Origin of the sequence: Acaryochloris sp. IP29b_bin.137, from assembly GCF_028285745.1 — a bacterium.
Taxonomy (GTDB): Bacteria; Cyanobacteriota; Cyanobacteriia; order Thermosynechococcales; family Thermosynechococcaceae; genus Acaryochloris.
This window is the reverse complement of record NZ_JANQOP010000099.1, coordinates 18,803-43,747: the sequence shown is the minus strand read 5'-3', so window position 1 is coordinate 43,747 and position 24,945 is coordinate 18,803. Positions and strand designations below refer to the sequence as shown.

The 24,945-nt window shown below is 48.7% G+C and carries 23 protein-coding genes and 1 riboswitch; of the genes, 10 read left to right on the top strand and 13 right to left on the bottom strand.

What is annotated here, in order from left to right; all coding sequences use genetic code 11:
• The first annotated feature begins 3 nt into the window (after positions 1-3).
• Complete coding sequence (locus tag Q0991_RS07355; protein ID WP_299486905.1) at positions 4-387, top strand: DUF1823 family protein; 384 nt, start codon at positions 4-6, stop codon at positions 385-387.
• A gap of 204 nt (positions 388-591) precedes the next feature.
• On the opposite strand, the gene Q0991_RS07350 is transcribed toward Q0991_RS07355, so the two are convergent.
• Complete coding sequence (locus tag Q0991_RS07350) at positions 592-918, bottom strand: hypothetical protein (protein WP_299486904.1); 327 nt, start codon at positions 916-918, stop codon at positions 592-594.
• Positions 919-1,049: 131 nt separating this feature from the next.
• Positions 1,050-1,961: a tetratricopeptide repeat protein gene (locus Q0991_RS07345; protein WP_299486901.1), complete on the bottom strand. Its 912-nt coding sequence runs from the start codon at positions 1,959-1,961 to the stop codon at positions 1,050-1,052.
• Positions 1,962-2,494: 533 nt separating this feature from the next.
• On the opposite strand from Q0991_RS07345, the gene Q0991_RS07340 reads away from it, so the two are divergent.
• The 6 genes from Q0991_RS07340 to Q0991_RS07315 all read left to right on the top strand — a co-directional run bounded on the left by Q0991_RS07340 (position 2,495) and on the right by Q0991_RS07315 (position 9,377).
• Complete coding sequence (locus Q0991_RS07340; RefSeq protein WP_299486899.1) at positions 2,495-3,625, top strand: beta-ketoacyl-ACP synthase III; 1,131 nt, start codon at positions 2,495-2,497, stop codon at positions 3,623-3,625.
• A gap of 4 nt (positions 3,626-3,629) precedes the next feature.
• Positions 3,630-4,331, top strand: coding sequence for an iron-containing redox enzyme family protein (locus tag Q0991_RS07335; protein WP_299486897.1), 702 nt, complete (start codon positions 3,630-3,632; stop codon positions 4,329-4,331).
• Positions 4,331-5,215 carry a hypothetical protein gene (locus Q0991_RS07330; RefSeq protein WP_299486896.1) on the top strand — a complete coding sequence of 295 codons (885 nt, stop codon included), beginning with the start codon at positions 4,331-4,333 and terminating at the stop codon, positions 5,213-5,215. Before Q0991_RS07335 ends, Q0991_RS07330 begins: the two co-directional genes overlap by 1 nt.
• A gap of 53 nt (positions 5,216-5,268) precedes the next feature.
• Positions 5,269-7,686: a serine/threonine-protein kinase gene (locus Q0991_RS07325; RefSeq protein ID WP_299486893.1), complete on the top strand. Its 2,418-nt coding sequence runs from the start codon at positions 5,269-5,271 to the stop codon at positions 7,684-7,686.
• Between the two features lie 2 nt (positions 7,687-7,688).
• On the top strand, positions 7,689-8,828 hold the full coding sequence (locus Q0991_RS07320; protein WP_299486892.1) for an anhydro-N-acetylmuramic acid kinase: 1,140 nt from the start codon (positions 7,689-7,691) through the stop codon (positions 8,826-8,828).
• 63 nt (positions 8,829-8,891) lie between these two features.
• Positions 8,892-9,377, top strand: a complete 486-nt coding sequence (locus Q0991_RS07315) for a hypothetical protein (RefSeq protein WP_299486891.1) — start codon at positions 8,892-8,894, stop codon at positions 9,375-9,377.
• A 7-nt stretch (positions 9,378-9,384) separates the two neighbouring features.
• On the opposite strand, the gene Q0991_RS07310 is transcribed toward Q0991_RS07315, so the two are convergent.
• The 10 genes from Q0991_RS07310 to Q0991_RS07265 all read right to left on the bottom strand — a co-directional run bounded on the left by Q0991_RS07310 (position 9,385) and on the right by Q0991_RS07265 (position 19,158).
• A complete protein-coding gene (locus Q0991_RS07310; RefSeq protein ID WP_299486889.1) occupies positions 9,385-10,161 on the bottom strand; it encodes an ABC transporter ATP-binding protein in 777 nt (258 codons plus the stop codon).
• Between the two features lie 9 nt (positions 10,162-10,170).
• The gene (locus Q0991_RS07305; protein ID WP_299486886.1) at positions 10,171-11,016 is read right to left on the bottom strand and encodes an ABC transporter permease; all 846 of its coding nucleotides are present in this window, start codon (positions 11,014-11,016) and stop codon (positions 10,171-10,173) included.
• 67 nt (positions 11,017-11,083) lie between these two features.
• Positions 11,084-12,097: an ABC transporter substrate-binding protein gene (locus tag Q0991_RS07300; protein ID WP_299486884.1), complete on the bottom strand. Its 1,014-nt coding sequence runs from the start codon at positions 12,095-12,097 to the stop codon at positions 11,084-11,086.
• A gap of 33 nt (positions 12,098-12,130) precedes the next feature.
• Positions 12,131-12,829, bottom strand: coding sequence for a hydrogenase nickel incorporation protein HypB (gene hypB / locus Q0991_RS07295; RefSeq protein WP_299486881.1), 699 nt, complete (start codon positions 12,827-12,829; stop codon positions 12,131-12,133).
• Positions 12,813-13,193: a hydrogenase maturation nickel metallochaperone HypA gene (gene hypA, locus Q0991_RS07290; protein ID WP_299486878.1), complete on the bottom strand. Its 381-nt coding sequence runs from the start codon at positions 13,191-13,193 to the stop codon at positions 12,813-12,815. Before hypA ends, hypB begins: the two co-directional genes overlap by 17 nt.
• 3 nt (positions 13,194-13,196) lie before the next feature.
• Positions 13,197-14,393, bottom strand: coding sequence for an agmatinase family protein (locus Q0991_RS07285; protein ID WP_299486875.1), 1,197 nt, complete (start codon positions 14,391-14,393; stop codon positions 13,197-13,199).
• Between the two features lie 151 nt (positions 14,394-14,544).
• Positions 14,545-14,682, bottom strand: a riboswitch (guanidine-I (ykkC/yxkD leader).
• A gap of 156 nt (positions 14,683-14,838) precedes the next feature.
• Positions 14,839-16,347 carry a hypothetical protein gene (locus Q0991_RS07280; protein WP_299486872.1) on the bottom strand — a complete coding sequence of 503 codons (1,509 nt, stop codon included), beginning with the start codon at positions 16,345-16,347 and terminating at the stop codon, positions 14,839-14,841.
• Between the two features lie 146 nt (positions 16,348-16,493).
• On the bottom strand, positions 16,494-16,679 hold the full coding sequence (locus Q0991_RS07275; RefSeq protein WP_299486869.1) for a hypothetical protein: 186 nt from the start codon (positions 16,677-16,679) through the stop codon (positions 16,494-16,496).
• Between the two features lie 388 nt (positions 16,680-17,067).
• Positions 17,068-18,828, bottom strand: coding sequence for a DUF389 domain-containing protein (locus tag Q0991_RS07270; RefSeq protein WP_299486866.1), 1,761 nt, complete (start codon positions 18,826-18,828; stop codon positions 17,068-17,070).
• A gap of 60 nt (positions 18,829-18,888) precedes the next feature.
• Positions 18,889-19,158 carry a hypothetical protein gene (locus Q0991_RS07265; protein WP_299486864.1) on the bottom strand — a complete coding sequence of 90 codons (270 nt, stop codon included), beginning with the start codon at positions 19,156-19,158 and terminating at the stop codon, positions 18,889-18,891.
• 207 nt (positions 19,159-19,365) lie between these two features.
• Between Q0991_RS07265 and Q0991_RS07260 the strand changes: the two genes are divergently transcribed.
• The 3 genes from Q0991_RS07260 (at position 19,366) to Q0991_RS07250 (ending at position 22,037) form a co-directional block, all read left to right on the top strand.
• The gene (locus Q0991_RS07260; RefSeq protein WP_299486861.1) at positions 19,366-20,250 is read left to right on the top strand and encodes a DMT family transporter; all 885 of its coding nucleotides are present in this window, start codon (positions 19,366-19,368) and stop codon (positions 20,248-20,250) included.
• A 356-nt stretch (positions 20,251-20,606) separates the two neighbouring features.
• Complete coding sequence (locus Q0991_RS07255; RefSeq protein ID WP_299486859.1) at positions 20,607-21,182, top strand: CAP domain-containing protein; 576 nt, start codon at positions 20,607-20,609, stop codon at positions 21,180-21,182.
• A gap of 87 nt (positions 21,183-21,269) precedes the next feature.
• Complete coding sequence (locus tag Q0991_RS07250) at positions 21,270-22,037, top strand: HAD family hydrolase (RefSeq protein ID WP_299486856.1); 768 nt, start codon at positions 21,270-21,272, stop codon at positions 22,035-22,037.
• Here Q0991_RS07250 and Q0991_RS07245 read toward each other — a convergent pair.
• Positions 22,027-24,795, bottom strand: a complete 2,769-nt coding sequence (locus tag Q0991_RS07245) for an EAL domain-containing protein (protein ID WP_299486855.1) — start codon at positions 24,793-24,795, stop codon at positions 22,027-22,029. The two genes, Q0991_RS07250 and Q0991_RS07245, sit on opposite strands and share 11 nt — an antisense overlap.
• Between the last annotated feature and the right edge of the window lie 150 nt (positions 24,796-24,945).

Sequence of the window (24,945 nt, the reverse complement as noted above, 5' to 3'; positions counted from 1 at the left end):
TCTATGTCTGCAGACCTACCTGAACTGACTTCGGAAACGTTTTGGGCGATCTTGGAAGAGAAGATTGCCGATGAAATAGTGAATCAAATGCTTTGGTATCACTTGGGATATCGCTATGATCCAGCGACTCAACAATGGGAGGTCTCACAAGTTGATGAGATGTGGGCAGAGATCTACCCTGAACCACCTGACTTTATTGGCAGTCGTCCTGCCACAATCAAGCTCACCCGTTCCATTCCCAAAGAAAACAAGCAATTGCTAAAAGAAGAATTGGGCTTTGGTGGCTACACCGTCGATGAACTGAACCCCCGCCGGACTCGACGGGCAACGGCGGTGAATTGGTTCTTGAACTATCTGAAGCAATCCGCGACCTCAAACCCTGAATAAGTAGGAGGCCTGGCGTTCATTATGACTGAGAAGAATAAAGCCTACTACCAAGAAATTTCTTGGTAGTAGAGATCTAATGAAGATGGATGCAGCGACTTTCACAGTGGAAAATCACTTGCACTTCAAAAGGGGTCGTTTACTTTTCGTAAGCGACCCGTGTGGTGATATTGCCGTCGCAGTCTGTCACCCTGAATACCATGGTGCTTAGTTCAAAATATGAGCTGCACTATTGGGACCACGAGTGATGATATTTGGAGTCCCTGAAGGCTGGGCAGACGTTTTGCGAACAGATTCAGGCTGGGCAAGGTGGGCTGCACCATTCGATCCTTTAGTCACCACACTAGGAACCAAGGTGTCTGCAGTGGTCTTTTGAACTTGGGCATCTACAGGAATGGGGGCTGCTTTAACCGGATGGGCCGCAAAATTAGGGCCACGGGTGATGGTTTCAGCAAGTGTGGGTGCCGTAAAGCCAATGCTGTGGAGGGTCAGGCTGGTTAAGAGTGATAAGGCGGTGCGAGTCGTGCGTTTCATGTTTGGTCTCCAACTTCATTGCCTCCAATGTACGAGGGGTATCTGAAGCTGGAATGATGACTATCTAGGTAAATTCATCTGATTGGCTGAATCATCCATGAAGGTTTTATGAGAATTATGAGTCCTGAAAATTAAGCTGCCAGAAGTTTTTGAAAGGTGGGTTGCTGATGCAAGATCTGGAGGTCAGGATCCGTGCTAGCGAGTTCACGGATGGCCTCTGGATTGAGTTCCATGGCTTGCCTGAGGCTGTAAAGGGCTTTGTCTAGCTGTTGGCGATGGGCATGGCAGCAGGCCTTGTTGTACCAAACTTGATCATCCTGGGCATTGAGTTTGATCGCTTTTTCATGGGCGGTAATAGCCTCTTCGTACTGCTGCAGTTGGAGGAGCGCCAAGCCCTTAGCAGCCCATACTTCAGCACTCTTCGCCTCAATCGCTAAGGCTTTATCAAAAGACCGTAAGGCTTGGGAATAGTTTTGGCGTTGATTGAAAGCTAGGCCACGCCGAAACCAGGCCTGATGGAGATTGGAGTCTAGATTGAGAGCCTGATCGTAACTTGCGATCGCATCTTCAAGTTGCCCTAGCCAGGATAAAGCAATCCCCCGGTCATACCAAATCAATGGATGATCAGGGCTTTGGATTAACGCTTGTTCATAACTCCCAATCGCCTCTTCGTAGCGATCCAATTGGGCCAATAGGGTGCCGTGAAAATACCAATCTTGAGAGGGGACCCCTCCGATCTTCAACGCTTGCTCATAGCTGCTCACAGCTTCTTCGTACAGCCCAAGCTGACAATAGGCCAACGCAAGACATTGCCAACTGTCGAGGTGGTCAGGCCGATGGGCTAAAGCTCGGTCGAAGCTACGAATGGCCTCTTGGTAAGCTTTAAGCTTAATTTGAATACATCCTCGCCCAAACCAAATTTCGTTATTATCCGTGCCATGGGCAATCGCCTGGTCAGACTGGGCTAGCTTCGCTTCTAAATTCTCAGAAGAGGTCGCATTGGAGGCGTGTTGGGGTTGACGAAAGAATCTTTGAAAAAACACTGCTACCAAACTTATTGAAAGAGAACATGACTCAATGGCCGAAATAGTAATGGCCCACTGCAATGTGATACAGGTTCCCCCAACCGCTCAAGTGTTGCAGAATTTAAGATTACTTTATGCTTGACAAAAGCCTCCTTGAAGGAGGCAGTCAGCAGGCCAAATCCCTTACAAACATTGATGAAATTAGTATGCCCTCCTTCGTGCCAAAGTTATAGGTAGTTCTCGGCAAATCTCTTAACAAGCGTGGATTAGGTCGTTTTTTAGAGAGATTAATGGATTAAAGATATTGCAGCAGCTTCTAACCGTACAGTCAGCACTAATCTCGTCAATCTGATAGAAATTCCCATTTTGCTGCCTAAAATCTCGTCGGTATATTTCTCCTGGCGGTTGTGGGGCTCCTGAATGACTCCATCTTCATCACAGTCCCCATTCAATAGGGCAGCAGCATAGCACCGACAAGCTATGATTCAGGGGCAAGGTGCCATGACTGCACTTTTTATCGATACCTGTTCACATCCCAGTTCACCTTTCCCATGCCATCTCTTGATGCAGGCTACATTACTGGCGTCGGCAAATTTCTGCCTGGAGAACCCGTTGCCAACGCAAATATGACGGCGTATATCGGCAGCATTAGCAAGCGGAGTTCAGCCTTAGGAGCAGCGATCTTACGCAAAAATGGGATTAAGCATCGCTTTTATGCCCTAGATGCGAAGGGGGGCTATCGCTATACCAATGCAGAGATGGCAGCCCATGCCATCCAAGATGCGCTGAAGCAGGCTCGCTGCCAGCCAGAGCAGGTGGATCTACTAGCGACGAGTACCACTCAAGGAGATTACCTGGTTCCTGGATTTGCCAGTGCCGTTCATGCTGAGTTGAACATTCCTCCCTTAGCGATTGTCTCGTTTCAGAGTGTTTGTGCCAGCAGTCTGATGGCTGTCAAAAATGCCTGGCTGAATGTCAAAGTGGGTGAATCCCAACTGGCGGTGGCGAGTGGCAGTGAATTTGCCAGTCGCTGGTTTCGACCAGCAGTGTATCAGCCTTTTTATGATCAAGATGCCAAACCGGACCCGCAGATTGAGTTTCTGCGATGGACGCTCTCTGATGGTGCCGGGGCTGTGGTCCTAGAGCCTAACCCAAAACCGGATGGGGTGTCCTTACGGATTGATTGGATTCAATTTAAGTCCTTTGCCGATCGGTTTCCGCCCTGTATGTATGCGGGGGCCAAGAGCAATACCGGGGCGGATGATTTCGGATGGGGAGTATACGAGTCTCCCCAGTCTGCCTATGCAGCCGGTGCGATCGCACTCAAACAAGACTTTGAGATTCTCTACGCCATGTTTCCGGTTTGGGTGGGCTACTATCTGGAACTGCTAGAGAAATACGATCTCGATCCTAACGCTATTGGTTATTTTTTACCTCACTACTCGTCCCACTCGCTGGGTGAAGAAATGAAGCGGTTGCTGCGCCGCACAGGGGCCATGATTGCGGAAGAGAAGTGGTGTAATAATCTGGAGCGCTATGGCAATACTGGCACTGCATCCATCTTTATCATGCTGGAAGAGCTAGTCCGACAACACGCCCTCCAGCCCGGTCAAACAGTGTTATGTTTTGTCCCGGAAAGCGGTCGCTGTATTGCCGCCTTTATGCATTTAACCGTGGTGTGACCCCATGCAAACTCAACCTCGACTTCAGAGCAACGTTACCCAGGCTCAACGCGTACTCCGGCAACTCACCATGGTGTGGGCGGATTTTGAAAGTCGGTTACTGAAAGTGCCGATTGTAGCTCGGGCCATGCAGCAGCAGCTGCGGTTGGCGGATTATCTCACCTTAATTAGCGACCATTACCAGCAAGTGGTGGAAGGCAGTGGCTGGATTAGCCGCGCTGCCTCTTCAATTACAGCCCCCTATCTAGATCAGCGTTCCGTCTTTATCCGCCATGCGGCCACGGAACATCTCGACTATCAAATGTTAGAGAAGAGCTATCTGGCATCTGGGGGCAAAAAAGAAGCGTTGATCAGTGCTCGCAAAAATATTGGTTCGGAAGCCCTGTCTGCCTGGATGTATCAGCGAGCTTCGCAGCCCAACCCCTTCGACCTATTAGGAGCCATGTTTATTATCGAGGGTTTAGGCAAGCGCTTCGCCCAAACCTTTGCCAATGCCTTAGCAGAAAACCCCTTAATCACCCATCCCGATCAGCTAATGTTCTATCGCTACCATGCGGCCCATGACGAAGATCACCTCCAGGAACTGGAAGCCCTGCTGGCGAGTTCAATTTTGGATATAACAGGAATGGATGAAGCGATTGTTCGCACCGCCAAAGTCACTGCTCGGCTATACCTCTTACAGCTTGAAGAACTAGGACAGTATTGATGAGTTGGCAGACAGAGTTTGATCAACAAATCGTTAATATTAAAGACCCCAATCCTTGGTTGGCGCTTTATATAGATGCGAGTCTGCCCCTCCATGATGAATCCAAGCGAGCCCTACTCCGGGGGCATAATAGCCGCTCCCGCCGGATCTTTTTGCCCTTAGTTCGTCCCTTTGCCAAGCTGATGATCGTGGGGGTGAAGCTGCTACGGATTGTGATCCCGGAATGGTTAAGCTCATCGAGGCTGCTACACCAGCTGATTTACTGGGGATTGAAGTATTTTGTGACGCCCGATAGCAACTATCTAATTTTGCGGCACTTCGTGATTGGGACGGAGATTCTGAGATTTATTGCGGATAACGCTGGAGTCGAGATCACGTCTACCCAATCCTTACGTCCCACCTGCCTAGAAGATTTAAAAGACAATACCTTCTTGATTCATGATTTGAATATTTACAACTTTATTATTGAGCTGAATCAAAAGCTAAAGGCTGAGAATCGCACCCTCGAAGCGCCGCCAAGACTGAACTTCGATGCGATTACGGACGGCGAGTTTGAAATTAACCCCGGGCGTCAACGATGGACAAATTTTGTGGATTTACAGTCGGCAATTGAGGTATATACGCCGGTTTATGCCTTATTCTTATCCGATCACGACTTCTGGCGAGCCACCAATTCGCTACAGTTGGATGAAACCATTGCCATTTACATTAGCAAGTTATTACAAGATCCGATGGCCTTAAGTTTAGTCAACAATCGCCATCCCTGTATTCCGCTGATTACCTTGCATGCTGGCTTTCGGCTAATGTTGCACGGCATGGATGCTGAAATTTTACATGGCTATTTGCGCCAACAGAAGCGATTGCAGGTTACCCTAGCGGCATGAGATTAAAGGGTTTATCTTGCTTTTTTAGACGAATACCGCACATCACGGAATAAATGGAAGGACTTGTCAATGGCCGTTATCGGATCCTGAAGGCATTAAATGAGGGGGGATTTGGTAAAACGTTCTTAGCTGAAGATGTGCAGATGCCATCTCGGCGATTTTGTGTGATTAAGCAACTTAAACCCGTTCTCAATAACGATCGGGTTCAGAAGATCGTCCTGGAACGATTTCAACGGGAAGCAGCCATTTTGGAGCGCATTGGTCAAGGCCATCCACAAATTCCTGGTCTGTTTGCCTATTTTGAGGAAGCGGGGCGGTTCAATCTAGTGCAGGAATGGATTGAAGGTCAGACCCTTACGGAACGGGTCAAAACTCAAGGTCCGCTGAACGAAGCAGATGTGATTAAGCTGCTCTATCAGATTTTGAATGTACTGAATTACATTCATGGACATAACATTATCCATCGGGATATAAAACCAGACAATATTATTGTCCGTAACGCCGACCAGCAGCCGTGTCTGATTGACTTTGGTGCTGTCAAGGAGGTGATGGCAACTCAGATCAATGCTCAGGGGCAGCCCAGCCGATCGATTGTGATCGGTACTCTTGGTTTTATGCCTAGAGAACAAGCAGCGGGACGTCCTACCTTTGCCAGCGATCTGTATAGCTTGGGTTTAACGGCAATTTATTTGCTAACGGGGAAATTCCCCGATGAGTTTGAGACGAACAGCACAACCGGGCGATTGCTGTGGAAGCAGGATTGTGAGCACCTGAGCGCTCCCTTTAAAAGTTTGGTGGATCAATTGGTTAAGCCCCATCCAAAGCATCGATTTGCTACGGTTGCGGCTATGCGAACTGCGTTGCAGTCCGTGACCCAAGCCAGTACGGTATTGTCTCAACCATCATCCGGGGATCAATCCTTATCTACCGCCCGTAAGTCATTAGCCAACAGCTTACCTGTACCCAAGGGCAAACTAGGCAACCGTTTGTGGATATGGATCGGGTTGACGGCGAGCGGGGTTGCAATCGCATCGACCAGTCTCTTTTTCTTCTTCCGGCCCCAATGGCATTATTTTTGGGGTCAACAGGCGGCCCAATCGGGCAATTGGCAATCTGCGACTGAGAATTTTGAGCAGGCGCTAGAGCTGAAAAAAGATTACACAGAAGCAGCCCTGAAACTGGGTGAAACTTATGCTGAAATTGGCAAATATTCGGAAGCGATGACTCAGTTCGATCGTTTGATCCAGCAACAGCCCAAAACGGCAGCAGCCTATCGAGAGCGAGGCGAAATCAGTTTTGCCACGGGGGAATACCAAGCTGCGATCGCAGACTATAACGAAGCCCTGAAAATCGACCCCAAGGATACGGAAGCTTATAACCATCGGGGAGATACCCAAGTGGAGATTGGCCAATATAAAGAGGCCATTGCCGATTATCGTCAGGCGATTCGTCTCCAACCGGATCAGCCCCAGGGCTATATCAACTTAGCGACGGTCTTCTTCACCCAGGGGAAGTTAGAAGCCGCCGTCAAAGAACTGGATAAGGCAATTCAAGCTGACGATAGCCATTTGTCGGCCCATGTGATTCGCGGCAGCTATCGCTCCATTCTGGGAGATCGGGATGGCGCCAAGCGAGACTGGGAAAGAGCTCTAGAACGACCCGTACGGACAGCCAAAGAATATTCGAGTCGGGGCTATGCTAAATCCAGGCTAGATCGGAAACAAGATGCGATCGCAGATTACAATCAGGCCCTGAGCATTAACCCCAAGCTGACCCGAGCCCATACCAATCTAGGCAGCGTCTTTTATGAGCAGGGCAAAACGGAGCAAGCCCGCAAAGCCTTTGATCAAGCTCTTGAAACAAATCCCAATGCCACCAATGCCTACTTGCTAAGGGGTGAGCTGCGGGCTTACCAAAGCGGAAAATCTGATTTCGAAGGGGCCCTGAAAGATTACGATCGGGCCATCGCCATTAACCCCAATGATCCCTTTGTGCTGAACAACCGCTGCGGTGCCCTCTTCTCTCTGAATGAACTGCAGCGAGCCTTAGATGACTGCACCAAAGGGTTAGAAATTAACCCCAGTAGTGCTGCCTTGTACACCCTGCGCGGCAATATTCGCCTGCGCTTAAAACAGTATGAAAACGCCATCCAAGATTATGGACGCACCATCAAAATTAATGCGGATCGCAACAGCGAGATTCGCAGCCAAGCGGCTTTCTCCAACCGTGCTAGCGCCCGAGTTCAGCTTCAGGATTTGGATGGGGCCTTAAGCGATTTGAATGAGGCCATTCGTCTGAAGCCGGATGCGGCGGAAGACTACTACAAACGAGGCTTACTCTACTCGGTCCAAAACAAGCGGCAAGATGCCATTACTGATCTGAGAAGAGCGGCAGATCTCTATGCTAAGCAAGGCCGCACCGATGATTACAACAACGTCCTCAGTGTTCTACGTTCTTTGGGAGCAGGGTAACCATGCACGTAATTGGCTTGATGAGCGGTACCTCCGTGGATGGTATTGATGCGGCCCTTGTAGATATTGCTGGCCGAGAACTGGATTTACAGGTCAATTTAATTGCATCTCAGACCTATCCCTATCCCGATGCCATCCGAGATCAAATTCTGGCGGTCTGTGGGGGAGAGCCGCTCAGTATCGAGGAATTGGCGGAATTAGATGATGCGATCGCAACTCAATTTGCCCAAGCTGCCCAGTCGATTCAGACGGATGGTTCTGCAACTGCCGATCTAATCGGCTCCCACGGTCAAACTGTTTTTCATCGGCCTCCGCAGGAGAACTTGGGCTATACTCTCCAACTCGGTCGTGGTGCTGTGATTGCCCACCAAACGGGTGTCCATACCGTCAGTAACTTTCGGGTGGCCGATATGGCGTTAGGGGGCCAGGGGGCTCCCCTGGTCTCGAAACTCGATATTTGCTTACTCAGTCACCCCGAGTTCTATCGCTGTGTGCAAAATATTGGCGGCATTGGCAATGTCACCTATTTGCCACCTTTAACCGATGCGAATCGACTGGGGATTGGCGTTAAAGGCTGGGATACAGGCCCGGGAAATGTCTTGATAGATTTGGCCGTTGCTCACTTTTCTGAGGGAGAACTGACCTATGATGCCGACGGAGCCTGGGCGGCTCAAGGAAATCCTTGTCAGCCTTTGATTGAGGAATGGCTACGGCATCCTTTCTTTCAAGCACCACCCCCTAAGTCCACAGGGCGGGAGTTATTTAGTCCCGATTATTTACAGACTTGTTTACAAACGGCGGATTCGTATCAGCTCAGTCCTGCCGATATGCTGGCGACGCTGACGGACTTTACGGCAGCCACCATTGTCTATAACTATGACCAGTTTTTACCCCACCCTCCTGATCAGGTGGTCCTTTGTGGGGGTGGCAGTCGCAATGGTTATTTACGGCGGTGCTTGCAACAACGATTAGGCAATAGCACCGTGCTCACGACGGATGATTTAGGGTTGAATTCTGATGCCAAAGAAGCGATCGCATTTGCAGTATTAGCCTATTGGCGACAGCTTGAAATTGCAGGTAATGTGCCTACCGTGACCGGGGCCAAAGGCCCTGTTCTTCTAGGAGAATTACACTGTGCTTGATCCAGTCAATTAACCCAATGGGCATCTTAAGGGAAGGACAAAGACTTACCTACATTAAACAAGATGCCAGAGAATCGAGGCACTGTGCCACACACTTTTCTGTTAGATGCGGGCCGTTGGACTTTTAAAGGGACTTGGATGGAACGAAACCAAGACCCTGTTACCGTGCATGGCCGGACCCTAGTGGCATGGAACTGTGACAGCTGGTTTACGATGGCGACCAAGCTGTTGTTCCCTGAAGAGTCTGTCTTGGCACGTCAAGGTAAATCAGAAATTATCATGCAGTCTCGCGGACGCTTAGGGAATAACGACCAACGGTATACTTACGTCTTAAAACACAGCCAGTTAGGCCAAGTTGAAGGAGAAGGCTGGATCGGACCTGAATCCATTGTGCAGCGGTTTTGGGTGTTGGGCGATCGCGATCGCCGCAGCGGTTTTGAAACGATTCATCGGATTGCGGATAATATCTATCGTCTATCCAGCGGCATGATGAGTGATCACTATCTGCTCAATACCATGGAAGCCACTTTGGAACGGCAACCTGGATAGCTGAACGTCAATCGAGCACTGACTTGAGTTCTGGCTTTTCTCGCAATAGATCCATAATTTCATCTCGATAGTCCTGAAAGAGCGACTGACGCTTGATCGTGTAAGTCCGTTCTGCAGGCAGGTCAATCAACATCTCTCGTTGAACAGAACCCGGGCGAGCAGTGAGGACATAAATACGCTGCGATAGAAAAATAGCCTCTTCCACGTCATGGGTAATCATTAAAATGCTAGTGCCCGTTCGTCGCCACAAATCGAGTAAAAATTGCTGCATCGTTTCTTTGGTTTGCACATCCAAAGCCCCAAACGGCTCGTCCATCAGTAACACCTTAGGTTGTGAGGCTAGTGCCCGAGCAATGGCAACCCGCTGTTTCATCCCGCCTGACAATTCACGCGGGTAAGCATCAGCAAACTGAGACAGACCCACCACGTCAAGATACTCGGCCACCCGTTTAGCGCGCAGTGATTGGGCAACGCCCTGGAGTTTGAGTCCAAATCCCACGTTCTTGGCGACAGTCAGCCAGGGATAGAGGGTGTAGCTTTGAAATACCATGCCACGATCAGCACCTGGACCGATCACCGGCTGACCATCGACCGTGATTTTTCCAGAGGTGGGCATGTCTAACCCTGCCACCATGCGGAGAAGGGTAGTTTTGCCAGACCCCGATGCTCCCACTGCACAGACAAACTGGCCCGTCTCCACATGTAAATTAATGTCTTTAAGCACAAGCAGCTTTCCCTGACGGGTCGAGAAATGCTTATACAAATGGGAAACTTCTAGATGCATGGTGATCGGTTAGTCTATAGCCCAGGGACAGGAAAAACGGAGCAGCCAGCGAAAGAACAAATCTAGACTAAACCCAATCAGCCCCAGCACGATCAGACAAGCGAAAATATCGTCGGTCCTAAAGAATTTTTCAGCCAATTCAATGCGTTTGCCTAAGCCTTCGTCCGCTGCAATCAACTCAGCCACCACGACTAAATTCCAAGAGGCTGCCATGTTTACTCGGAAAGCATCCAAAATATTGGGGATCACATAGGGAGTAATCACTTGAAACAAAACCTGATGGCGTTTTCCTCCCAAGGTATAGGTCGTTTCCAATAACTCTTTCGGAATAAACTTCACTGCGTCCATAATCATCAAGATATTGAAAAACACAGTACCGATAAAGATCAGCGCAATTTTGGGGAGTTCTTCTACACCTAAATAGATCAATAGCAGGGGGATAAACGCGGGCGCAGGCATATAGCGAACAATACCAATAATCGGCTCAAATAAAGACCGAATACTGGTAAATGTCCCCATGGCCACACCGATGGGTGCAGAGATAAGAGCAGCCAGCATAAAGCCAACCCCAACCCGAAAACAGCTCATCAGCGTATCTTGTATCAGATAGCCATTGGTCTGGAGGTCAATCAAAGCTTGACCCACGGTGATAGGGGACGGTAAAAACTTGGGATTAACAACCCCTGAACTCGATAATCCCCACCAAAGCCCTAAGGGAGCTGCAATTGAGACCACAGTTAAGGTCCACTTCAAATTTGCAGGAATCTCTTCAGCAATCCGCCAAAAAATAGTGGGTTTTAATCCACCCGGCTGAGGACGAGTTTTTGCAGTGGACGCAGAAAAGTCTGAGGTCATAACCGCTGTGGGTGAGGTTGAGAATCCTGACGTCTTTGGAACTGGCTAGCTCCAAAAACATTGGGCATTAAGCCTGCTTCGCTTTGTAAGCCTTCACAAATTGATCATCAAGGATTTGGGTCAAATCGGGTGCTTCTTCTATGAAGCCCACATCAACCATAAATTTAGCCATCCGCTTAGCCGCAAAGGGCATATGCTTCATATCTTCACCGTCCGAGAACGCTTCAAGATTATCTTCAAGGGTGAAGAAGCGAGTCCCTTCTTTGAATTGCTTCATTTCTTCAAGAGAAATGTCTGCCCGCTTGGCCATAATTTCATCTGACTTTTGCGGATTTTTTTCCATAAAATCCAAGATATCAAACCAAGTATCTACAAGCGCTTGCACTTGATCAGGACGGTTATCTACTAAATCTTGCGTCACCACCAGCAAGTCAGGAATGGCACCGGGAAATGCCTTGGATGAAATCAGCTCTTTACTACCTTCTCGCTGTAAGGCCGTCGCCCAAAAGGGAGGAAAGGCCCCCACGGCATCGGCTTTACCGGCGACAAAAGCAGTCACCGCTTTACCCGTTTCCAAGCCGACGATTTCAACATCGTCTCGCTTCATGCCATTTTCTTCTAGGGCCAAGGTCAATAAAAAGTCATCTACCACCCCTTCTTCAACGGCGACTTTCTTGCCCTTTAAGTCTTGAATGCTGTTAATCTCGGCAGCAACAATAATCTTGTCATTTCCCGCAGAGTTGTCGTTGACCAAGACTGCAACCTCCCCTTTGGTCGCGCTACCCGCAAAGGAAATCGTATCGTTGAGGGTCTGGCAATTGCCATCGAGTTGTCCGGCTGCCAGTGCTTCCATGGATGTCGTGTAATTATCAAACCACTTGAGCTTGACATTGGCTTTATTTTTTTCAAATAGCCCTTCTTGCTCGGCAATGGCCCAGGGCCACCAGCCAGCCCAGTTACTATAACCAATCACCACTGGCTCAGAATCAGACGAGGCATCAGGCGACGAGCTGCAACTGACCGTTAGCAGTAAACTGCACAAAAATACCAAACACAAGGATAGAAAATTTCGTCTTTTCATAGAAGTCTTTCACCTGCAAACGAACACAAACAATTAGTGACGACCGACAGCAGTCCGCTTGGGTTGGGCAACCTGCTGACGCACCCACTCAAACCATTCAGTTAGCCCCGTCCCTGTTTGTGCAGACACTGGCAAAATCGTGGCCTGGGGATTGAGCTGACGAACATTTTGAATGATCTGCTCAATGTCAATATTCAGATAGGGAACTAAGTCTATCTTGGTCACTAACAGACAATCGGCTGCTTGAAACATCACTGGATATTTCAATGGTTTATCTTCCCCCTCTGTCACACTGAGTAGGGCTACTTTGGCATGTTCTCCTACTTCAAACTCTGCCGGACAGACCAGATTTCCGACATTTTCAACCAGCACTAAATCCAGCTCCCTTGGATTGGTGCAATGTTCTAATTGGTGAATACCGCCCGCGACCATCTTGGCGTCGAGATGGCAGGACCGCCCCGTATTAATCGCTACTACTGGGACTCCATAGGCCCGTAAGCGATCGGCATCCAGTTCAGTGGTCATATCGCCTTCAATCACGGCGAGCTTCAGCTCAGGACTTAGGGCCGCCAGGGTTTTCTCTAACAACACGGTTTTGCCAGCACCGGGACTGCTCATGACGTTAAAGCAGGTCACACCCCATTCGTTAAAGTGAGCTTGGTTATGATCGGCCCCTTCTTGATTGGCATGTAAGAGGTTAATGCCAAGGGCAGCGTCAACAGTTTGATGCATAAGCTTGAGCTGAATCAGAACAGTATTCGATATGGTCAATCTTGAGTTCGCGACCGGAGCGGATGTCTTCCATCGGGGTTCCACAATTGGGACAGGCATACCGCAAGCCCATTTCAGGGGAATACTCCTGCTGGCAGGGATGACAAAAGGCGATTAAAGGGGTCTCCCGAATCACCAGCTCCGTCCCTGCTAGGAAGGTGTCACGGGTTTGAACTTCGTAGGCAAACTGTAAGCTAACGGGTTCGACACAGGTAAACCGACCCACCACCAAATGAATTTTGGTAATTTGAGGATCTTCCGGCTGGGAATCATACCAGTCCTGGACTGTCATGATTAGGGCCTTGGTCATATCGGTTTCATGCATGGCCTAAACCCACTCAGACCCGACGTCCATATTGGCTTCAGGATGGATGTATTCTGGCATCTTTTGGCGGGGGAGCTGACCAGAAATCACCAGATGGGCCATGGCATCGCAAATGACCCGAGTAGCCATCAGCGATGTCATATCGCTAATGTCGTAGGGGGGTGACACTTCGACAATTTCTAGACCGCAGACGGGGGCCTTCCGGATGATCTTGCCCAGCATATAGAGGGCTTCTCGCGGCAGCAGACCACCGGGTTCCGGCCAGCCCGTACCAGGGACAAATCCGGCATCAATACAGTCAATATCAAAGCTGATATAAACACAGTCCGTGCCATCTAGGGCATGCTCCAAAGCAAAATCAACCGCTGCATCTAAACCTATCTCGGTGATATCGGTGACCGTGAGGATATTGGTGGCTCGCTCTCGACAGACCTTGACCCCTTGTCGGGGCACTTGCCAACCACCAATGCCAAGCTGCACAAGGTTTTTGGCGGGGGCATTGGTCATATTGGTGGCATGAAACCAAGGGCAGGTATGCATGCGCTCGTCGAGGTCCGTTTCTTGGGTATCCACATGGCGATCGAAGTGGATGATACCGACTTTCTTCTCGCCTAAATGGCGGCAGACCCCTCGCACCGTAGGGAAACCAATGGAGTGATCGCCCCCTAAGATGATGGGAAAGGCTCCAGAACTGAAGATATGGGCCACCCCTTTAGAAATTTGATCAAAGGATTTTTCGTTGTTGGCGGGGATGGTGAAGATATCTCCTACATCACAGAGAGTGATCTGTTCCCGTAGATCAATCCCCATTTCAAAATTGTAGGGGGTATATAGAGCTGAAATTCGCCGAATACCTTGGGGGCCAAAGCGCGTGCCGGGACGGTAAGTGGTGCCAGAGTCATGGGGAACGCCCACAATGGCAATATCGTATTCACCGACTTTACGAACATCTTCTAGGTAAGGGGCTTTGAGGAAGGTGTTGATGCCAGCATAGTGGGGCAATTCTCCTCGTGAGAAGGTGGGGATGCTGCGATCGCGAATGCTAGCCGCCGCTTCTAAACCCAGCTCTAATCCTCGATCGACCTCTTGTTGCCAACCAGTGAGAGGCAACTGCGCTTCTTTGTCTAATGCACGGTTGGCCTCAGTGGAAGAAAAGTCGGGATTGGAATTGGGAGGACCAAAGGTCGAATTTTCAGCCATAATTCCAAGAAATTGAGATTTTTTACTTCGTCAAGCTAATTTCTTAATTCGTCATGTTTCTTCTTCGTCATTTTAGAGGAAGATGAGCATTATCCATTTAAAACACAAAACCCGCGGAGACAAACATTAACGCACGTGACATTAATGTTGGTTCTCCCGGGCTTTTGTCCCTCCGTGTCACTAGCTACCCATTCGTATAAAGCAAGTGAGGAGGGCAACTAGCTGTTTCTCTCGGACCAGGCATTTAAGCTGAGATAAAGCTTAAATCGGAACCCTAGAAACAAGCGTTTTTTAAAGAATTATTACTAAGATTGAATCAACTGTCTGTACTAGAGATATCAAGCTGACCTATTCCCTGTTGTATTGGTAGATACAAAAAATTGAGGTCCGAAAAGCGCCACACTCAGTAGGTAAGAATTAACCCCGCTTAAAAAGAGTTTAAGAACTAGCTATTCAAACGATAAACGTCTTTGAGCCAGTTTTTGCCTTGTTTCCGTAACCGAATGAGCTGATTCCAACCTGCTACCCAAATATCGCCTTTTGGGTCGATGGAAAGATCGCGCATATAGCGCAATTCCGACAAGTTAATAAATTCCGACTGGGCCTCTCCTTGCCGACGAATATAGAGTCCTGACGTGTAGTGCAAAAAATAGGTATGGGTTCGATTGGCTGCGATCGCAGATCCTTGACGGGTAACCTCACCGACCGGCCTAAATTTTTGGGAGTCATCATCGTAGCGGAAAAAGCCATCTTTAAAATCCACCACCCACAACTGGCCATCGGTATCTTCGTAAAAAGAGCGAGGATCCCTGCCGGGATAAGCCTTAGACCGTAGAGCCAACCGCTGCTGATTACGCTCCAGTCCTTTGAGAAAGTCAATTCGCCATTGTTCTCCATTCTGGCGATAAATGAGGTCATAGCCTTGTCCAGAACCTAACTCGGTATCGGCAATGACAAAGCGATCGCGGTTGGTATCAAACTGCCAGAGTTGCCCCCGGTGTCGGGCCAATAATTGCCCTTGAGGCCCTTTCAGGAGATGAAAGCCACCTTCAACCGACTGGGGGTCATAGCGATAGAGTTTCCACTGGTTGCCATCAAAGCGCCAAAGGCGATGCCGACATCCCACCCATAAAGACTCCGACCATACCGTTACGGAAGTACAGAGTCTTTCTTCCCGCGTTGCAGTAGCCGTCTGTGTTTGAGGATTCCAGAAAACAATTCCCCCCTGGGTCGCTGTCACAATTTGATTTTGAAACATTGCGATTTTGTAAATCTGGTTCAGCTCAGGGTTGGTGGACGGTTGCGCGTGAGCGAAAGCGGGCTGTTGGCAGTAGGACTCATAATTCTTGAGATACTGCATGGCTTGGTCTACCGCCTGCGATCGCATATTTCGCTGTTGAAGCGGGAACTGGGCCAAGACTTCCTGAGGCTCTAGGTAAATCGAGCACCCAGATCGCGCAAATTCTCTTTGTCCCTGCACCATCGACCGCACAAAGTGAACCGTAAAATCATCGGGTAAATCATAGGCTGCCTGACTGACCAACTGGAGGGGGCTAGCTTGCCATAAGGCTTCATGCCCTGTCTTGGATAAGGGGGATAGCTTGAAATAGTCATCCATTGCCAGCAAATACCCCAAGACAAAACGGTCCACAGACCGCAAGTGCTGTAAACGAATCTCCTGCAAGGTCAAACCGCGAGCGGCTGCCAAACCCGCCACAAATCGATATCCATTCCGTTGGCCTTGAATATCCCACCCCAAGGCATTAATGACAGCAGCTTTTTGATCCGTTGGTGCATCACCGATCAGAAACGCTAAGATTTCGCCTTCCGCAACTTTCTGGCGACGTGCCAGTTGGACAATGGGTAAATCTTGATAGGCATCCGCTAACTGAGTTGATGTTAGAGGGCTATCCGCGCGTGCAGGTTCCAGTGGCATGAGCAAGGCAAGGGCCATGCTCCAACTCCAGGCTAATTTAGCCCTTGAACCGCTTAGGAAATCAACCCATGAGAACGGATTGCTTTGCATACTGCGCTAACCTTACCGCTAAACTAGTCAGGCCGAGATCATCCAGTAGCGATGACACAGGGGTTAACAAAGAACTAATGATTGAGCAACTTGGTTAGCTCGTAAATCCAGCCATAGTAGTCATCAGCAAGCATGTGTCGATCCTGATGACTTCGAGATTGAATCAAGACCACTAATTCTAGGGCGCGATCGCAATCGTGCGGCTGAATTCTTGACCAATCTGGATTGTGCGCAAATCGCTCTGCTAAGACGACAGACATGAATCAATTTCCCCCTATGGTGTTCAACACCAGTCCACCCATATACTCCGCATTACCGAGACCCGGCTTGCCGTTCAGGATGCCAATATTTACTCATGAACGCAGTGATAACCGCAGGCTACTGATGTGATCTTGATCACGCACATAACCTTAACATTCCCGATCGACTTTGTTTTTCTTACATAAAGTGAATAAAAACAAGAATCTAGCAGAATGCTCAGTTAGATTAGTCATCAAGATGAAATAGCAGCGTTTTCTCGCAATAGCGTTACGTATTCCCAAACAATCATAGCTTCATCTGACTTAAATTCCCCTGAAGAGAGCATGAACCTCTCTGAGAGCGCGCGGTCATCATAAAGCACAGGGAAATGTTCAGATCATCCTATTGTTATTTGAGGTTGAGTTTAAGGAAGACAGACGGTCGTTCTCCGCGCTCCAGCACAGGTCCTGCGCGACGATTGATGCGTTGCTCGTCTACTTGCCAATCCTGGGTCAAAATAGTTTGGATGGCGTTTAGGCGGTTGTCATTGATAATGGGATTTTCTTGGTTTTCAGCGCGTGATACCAAATCCACCGTTAAAGCCGGCTGTTGTTGCAAGATACGACCCACTTGATTCACGATTTGTTGGTTGGTAGCGGTCAACGTCGAAAGATCAAAATCAAACGCCAAAGGACGGGGAAACCGAGGCACTCTTTCCAGAATGACCTGAGCTGCTGGCGTCTCCAGACGATTGCGCAGATTTTCACGCAGCAAAGCCTGAGCGTCTTGACTCACATCACGATCACTCAGATAGAAAATTTTGAGTGTTAGTGGTGCAACGACGCTAGTGCTGACTTCATGACGCAACGGCTGTGCTGGCGTCGGCAACACTATTCTGCCTAAGGCGGCATCAACCGTTTGCAACAAATTGATCTGCGCTTGCGCGACGGTGAGGGGTGGGGGTTCAGGTGCTGCTTCTGGCACAACAGGATTCGATAATTGCGCCAATAGCTCATTGGAGGCCGTGAGGATTTCAATCAGCTGAACATCTAGGGAAGCTGCAGACCGTCCCAATTGGCGAGCTAAGGCTTCCTTAAAAGTCTGTTGATCCTCAAGGGTATAGGGCTTACTGGTCAATACGGTCAACTGCACCCTCAGCTGGTTATTGGTTATCGCAGTGTTTAGCTGACTAATATGGGAACGGGGTGCACCAGAAGAGGTATTGGCAAATTGCTGTTGCCAAAGTGTAGTGGTCAAGCGTTTGACTCGATTGTCCTCCTGTTTTTGTGCTAATTCGGATTGCAGACGCTGAAAAGACTGGCTGAGCGGGATCAGAAGCAGCAAAATGGGCAGAAGGATGACCACCAATCGACTGGGCAAACTGCCGATCTTTTGCAGGCGATCGGTCACGGGCAGGCGGGTCAATAGCGTCTGTACCCATCGACTTTCTGGGTCTTGATCATGCCATTCACGCACCTGAGATTTAACCTCAGGCATGCCAATATTAAGGGCAAGAAACACTAACATCGACATCAAAGTAATCGCAGCCAAATTGGTTAAGAACAGCAAGCCACCCCCACGAGCCACTTGATAGCCCCCCGTCCCTACGATATCTGGACTGATGGCCACCCCAATGCCGTAACCCACCACACAAAGCGGAGGCATCAGAGCCACGGCGATCGCAACCCCTGGAATGGAGGTCACCACCCCTTTGGGTTCTTTAGCTGTAGCAATGGATCCCAATGCCCCGGAGAATAAGGCAATAAACAAATCTAAGGCATTGGGCTGAGTCCGGGCTGCAATTTCAGGGGTCAGCTCTTTGAAGGGAATCGGAGCAATAATCAGAACTGCAAATGCGATCGCAACCCCACAGCTCACCGCTAGGTTGACAATCGCTCGGGCCCCTAAGACCAAATCCCCCACCGCGAACGCCAAGCCATTGGCCAAGATACCGCCCATCAGAGGTGAGATGAGCATGGCCCCAATAATCACCGCTGGACTATCCAACACCAACCCTAAGGTGGCAATTCCAGCAGAAAACAACACCTGGAGCCAATAGCTGATATCCGCTAAGCTAACTGAATCGAGGAGACTACGATAAATTTCAGCTTTACGGCGCGGGCTAATTTCTAGATGATCGGCCAACCAATTCCGTAAATGTCCTGCCACTCGTTACTCCCCACATAGATATCATTACTTCACCTACCTTGCCGCCAACAGCACAACTGGTCATCCTGTATCATCTGAGTCGGCAACCATAATATTTAAACAGGTCACATAACACTCCAGTAAGGCGTTGAATTCCGCAGTTGTCTCTTTTGTCTCTGCTGTGTCGTTTCCAATCGCTTGATTCAGGTGAGTTGTAAAGTGTTGAGCAAGATTGGCTTTGGTGCGATTTGAAATCTCAGGCCGACGGAAGATTTCTTCCACCATACAGTGACAGTAACGCTCGGGACGACCTGATTGAAGGCAAGATCTCAGCACAGCGTCTTTATGCATCAGAGAAGACCAAGGAAGAGCAGACCATAATTATGTAAGACAAGATATCAACACCGTGTCATTATCCATAGGAAAAAGCCAAGGAAGGATAGAGAACACTATTTGTGAGTTTTCCCACTCAAGCCACTCTCAAGGATATGCACTGCATAGGTACCCAATCAACCAGATGAAACGTCTTATAAACAACGATCCATACGAACAGGCATCATGCTTGGAGAAATAGCCGCAGTCTGTGCGGCTTGTTTATGGGCCATCGCTTCAGTCATTTATGCAACCCTGGGTCAACAAGCGTCAGCCTTAGCCCTCAATTTAGGTAAAGGCGTCATCGCCATCTTGCTCTTGGTCCTTACAATCGGCCTGCAAAGACTGGGGGCTCCACCGCTAGCCGCGAAAAATAGTGTGCTGTTGCTATTGAGTGGTGCCATTGGCATCGGTTTTGGCGATACGGTGTATTTAGAAGCCCTGCGCCACCTAGGTGCTCGCCGTACCTTACTTTTGGGCACCCTCGCACCACCCATGGCCGCCTGTTTGGCACTGTGGTTTTTACAAGAACAGCTTTCTCCCCTGGCTTGGTTGGGAATGGCGGTGACCATTCTGGGAATTGTCTGGGTGATTAGCGAACGGACAGCGAAACAGGAGAAAAACCGATATCACTGGCTGGGCTTACTCTACGCCCTCTTCGCTTCTCTTGCCCAAGCCATTGGCGCTATCCTTTCCCGAACGGCGTTGGAAAATACGCCTATCAGTCCCCAATGGGGTGCCTTACTGCGGCTGCTGGCCGGGGTGGCCGTTGTCCTAGTCTGGGGCATCTTCCAACGTCAATTGAGAATCTGGTGGCAAACGATGATCACCCAAAGCGTGTTGATCCGGCTGTTTGCTGCCTCGTTTGCCGGGACGTACTTGGGCATTTGGTTACAGCAAGTATCTTTGAAATACACCGTCACCGGTATTTCTCAAACCTTAAATGCGACCAGTCCACTCTTTGTTTTACCGATCGCCATCATTCTGGGAGAACGAGTGAGTTTTCGCGCTTGGCTAGGGGCAATCACGGCAATTATGGGAGTGGGTCTGTTACTCGCTCAAACTTCATAGTTTATTAGCGAAATCTAGGGCAGAATTAAAATTAATCCCGAGAATTAAATTATTTTTATATGTCTGAATAGAAACAGAAACTGTCTATCCTAAGGATAAGACGGCCAATCTGCTGATTTTTAAAATCAATTATCGATGCATTATTGATTTTTCAGATCAATGCATTTTGTCGAATGAAATTAATCTCGTTTTTTCGTAGTCGGAATTACCGAGATATTCACAAAGCTATGCAAAAGTTATACGCAAGTTAAACACTTGGCTTGCGTATAAAGACGCGATCGCAAACATGAGCTTGTCATACTCATAAAACTATCCCGATCGTTGCGAGTATCCGTTTTTTCTGGGGGACATGATTCATGAGCATCTATCAGGAGCAATCTGCTTCTCAACTGTCCAACGCTAGGCGTTGGGGCTGGTCATTAACCTTAGCACTCGGTCTCAGCTTTGGTGCCACACCGGGTTTGGCTCAGTCTACTTTGTCCCCTTCAGTCACCACCGGTACCTCCTCTATCACCCTGGCCGCCCAGTCCAGCTCCATTGCTCAGATGGAGGCTCAGGTGTGGCAGCAGATCAACCAGCGCCGTCAACTCCACGGTCTACCCCCCTTAAAACTCAATCGCCAACTGTCTTTAGTGGCCCGCTCCCATAGTCAACAGATGGCCGATTACAATTTTTACAGCCATATCGACCCCCAAGGACGAAATCACCGTCGGCGGGTAGAAGCCTCGGGATTACGAGCCTATGTAATTGGCGAGAACCTGATGAAATGTATCCGTTCTCGCGATCCGGTCGGTCTGTCAGTGCAAAGCTGGATGGACAGTCCAGCGCATCGCAAAAATATTTTGCTGTCGGGGATGCAAGAGACCGGTGTAGGGATTTGGCGTAAAGGGAAAACCTACTACGTCACCCAAATCTATATGGAGCCCAAATAGCCTAGAGGCCGCTGTCAATCGGGATGATTCAACCCCACCTATCCCCATTCTTTGATAGGTTGGAAAACGTGAATTGAAGCTTCTACCTTGTCTTTACAAGCTCTGATCTTTGATGTGGATGGCACCCTTGCCAACACAGAACGCGATGGCCATCGCGTCGCGTTTAACCAAGCCTTTGCGGATGCTGGTTTAGATTGGCAGTGGTCGATTGAGCAATATGGTCAGCTTCTCCAAGTTGCAGGGGGAAAAGAGAGAATTTGCCATTATATCCAGGCGTCTTGTCCCCACTGGCAGCCCCCCCAAGATTTACAGGGGTTTGTAGCTGAGCTGCATGGGGCTAAAAATCATCATTATCAAAGGTTACTAGCTCAAGGTGTGATTCCGCTGCGCCCTGGGGTAGAGCGACTGTTGCAGGAGGCACGGACTGAGGGGATACGGCTTGCGATCGCGACCACCAGCGATCTCCCCAATGTCTTGACCCTTCTAGAACACACCCTAGGAAAAGACAGTCATCATTGGTTCCAGACCATTGCCGCAGGAGATATGGTATTAGCCAAAAAGCCTGCCCCTGACATTTACCACTATGCCCTGAACCAACTGGATTTGACACCATCAGATTGCCTGGTCTTTGAAGATTCACAGGTGGGTTGTCAAGCAGCCTGTGCCGCAGGCTGTCGCCCCATTATTACCGTCAACGACTATACTCAACACCAAGACTTTTCAGGAGCCTTACTAGTGATCGATGACCTGGAGAATCCCTGTCACCCATTGACGCCACAGGTGGGAGGAATGAACGGAGCTGAGTCTGTCAATATGGATGTCTTAAAATCTTTGTGGCGGACATCTACCAGCTAGGAATTAATTGGTTGATATCTAACGGTTCGGGTTTGCCGATGCAGTAGCCTTGGGCAAAGTCCACGCCAATAATTCGCAATTGTTCCAAAATATGATCGTTTTCGACAAATTCTGCAATCGTTTCCATGCCCATCTTGTGGGCTAACTCATTAATCAGGTAGATAATTTCGCGATCGCTCTCAACAACCGCAATATTTTTGATTAAACTACCATCAATCTTCAGATAGTCCACAGGCAAGCTCTTCAGATAGCTGAGGGACGACACGCCACTGCCAAAATCATCTAGGGCAAACTTCACCCCAATCTCTTTCAAAGATTCAATAAACCGCAACGCCTGATCTAATTGGGCAATGGTTGCCGTCTCTGTAATTTCGATACAGATATTACTGGGCGGTACCTTAGACTGGCGGATCAAGGCAATCACATCTGCCGTTGCCCGCTCATCATTAATACTGGCCCCCGACAGATTAATCGAGACAATCGCGTCCTTCATGCCAAATTGAAGATAACGATTCAGGGTCGTTTCTAATACCCACTGATCAATTAGGTTAATTACCCCATATCGCTCCGCTGCGGGAATAAACAATCCAGGGCCAATAACATGATTGTTGCCATCTCTAAACCGCAACAGAATCTCATAATGTCGATAGCGCGAAGACGGCTGATTCACCCTTTGGATAGGCTGCTTGACCAAATATAGACGCTCTTCTTCAATAGCTTGAGGAATATCAGCAATATGCGCCATTTGCAGTTGGTAGCGGTCAATCTCAGGATCGTTTTGATTGGCAACATAGACACGACCTCGGCCCGTATCTTTAGCTTTATAGCAAGCTAAATCTGCCCGACTTAATAATTCCTCTGCGGTGTAGCTGGCATCAGCAAAGGCCACAATCCCCACACTCACCCCCACTCGGAACTGACTCTCTTGCCATTGGAAGCGAAAGCCCCGTACGGCAGCAACTAGCATTTCACAACAGACTTGCGCCTCCTGTAGTGAGCAGTCTTGCATCAATAATCCAAATTCATCCCCACCCAATCGTCCGAGGATATCTTCAGGGCGAATCTTTTGTTTAAGCAACTGTGCCAATTCAGTGAGTAATTGATCACCGACGATATGCCCCGCTGTATCGTTAACCAACTTGAATTGATCCAAGTCGAGGTAACACAACACACATTGGGTTTCATTGTCCCTCGCAAGATTAACGGCTTCTTGTAATCGTCGATCAAACTCCGTCCGATTGAGTAAGTTCGTTAAACTATCGTAGGCTGCCTGATAGGCGATTTTCTTGGTTAAGAAATACTCTGCTGTAATATCACGCTGAATGCCTCGATACCCCTGGAATAGCTGGGCCTCATCAAGAATGGGCTTGCCATTCAGCTTAAAAATGCGCATTTCTTGATTGGCTTCTTTGGCAAAGAAAATAAAGTCTCGAATCGGTTGATGCCAATGCAGAATGGTCTCTAGGCGTTTGGTATTAAATTCAAAGGTCTCTTCATCTGCAAAGACTTCAGGCAAAGACAACCCCAGCGCTTGGGAAGAAATTGCTGAGGTTTGAGGTCCCTGTAGATCGGACACGAAGGAGAGTTTCAGGTTGACATCCAATTCCCAAAACGTATTAGCGCCCACTTCTGCCAAGTCTCTATAGCGTTTTTCATTGTCGCGTAGGGTTTTCTCAACCTGTGCCCGTCTCCGCAACACCTCCATTAACAGGGCAATAATCACCAGAGCACTGGAGAAAGCTCCCAGAACAATCCAGACTAAACTTCGATGCTGGTCGTAAAAGGACGGTTCGCCATAGAGAATGGTGCTGCCAAGGGGTAAATCTTGAGGATCAATCCGAAAACGCTTTAATTCTCTGGCGTCGAACATCCATAGATTTTTGGTTTCAGCAATTGGCTCTAGGTCAGCTGGATCTTCCCCATCCAGAATTTTCGTCACCAATTGCACCGCCTGGTCGGCATGAAAACGGCCTTCTAAGACCTTGCCACCAACCGCTCCAGGCCCCACACGCATCACGGTTGCTGTAAACAGGGGATTTGGTAGCTTCGCCCTGAGAATTCTGGTATCCGTCTTAAAGTCAATCAACTTACCGTTCGCATGGCCCTGACGAAGCTGCCCGATGGGCAATACTGGCCAGGTAGAAGGGTAGGGAGACAATCGCTGGGACAAATCTTCAGGAGTGATATCATTGATTATTTTGATGGTTTTGGGCACGTTGGGTAGCCCCTTGACCTCGTTGATCCGTTTGATGTTGGCTTGTCCTGTTTCAGTAGAATCATTGATGACAATTAAGCCATCTTCCCCGGTCAGTCGCTTGGCAACCTGAACCGTCTCAGCGAGACTATGTTTTTCAAATACCCCTGTCAACCCAGGCACGTTGTAAAGTTCGGGTTGAACATGGTTAATCCCTAAAAACACAACGGGCACTTGGGGAAAATATTGATTTCGGGATTTCAGGATTAACTGCAAGCCCGGATCATCCGATACGATGAGCGTGTCTAACGGTACTTTTTGGTATTTTTTTTGAATCAACGCCAAGAAGTGTTGTGAATGCTCTAGGGCAGGTAAACGTTTGCTATCTAGATATTCATGGAAAACTTTTGTATCAGGTCGACGTTTTTGAAAGGATTGGTCAATGCCACGTTTTACTTGTTCAGTCCAAGAAAGTTCTGGATGGTAAGAATGAATGACTAGAACGTTCTCTGCTGCTTTAACACCCGGCACTGTAGCGAATAAACTGATTGAAAGAGCGGGCAAAATCGTACTTTTTCGCAACCACCAACCCTGTTTTGGGCTTATATCCTTTAGCTGACGACAACGAAGTGGGTTGAATCTAGAAACTGAGATGTCTAACAATCTCAGGATTAGATTGGGTCTAACCATAGATTCAAACTCATTTTCAGCATA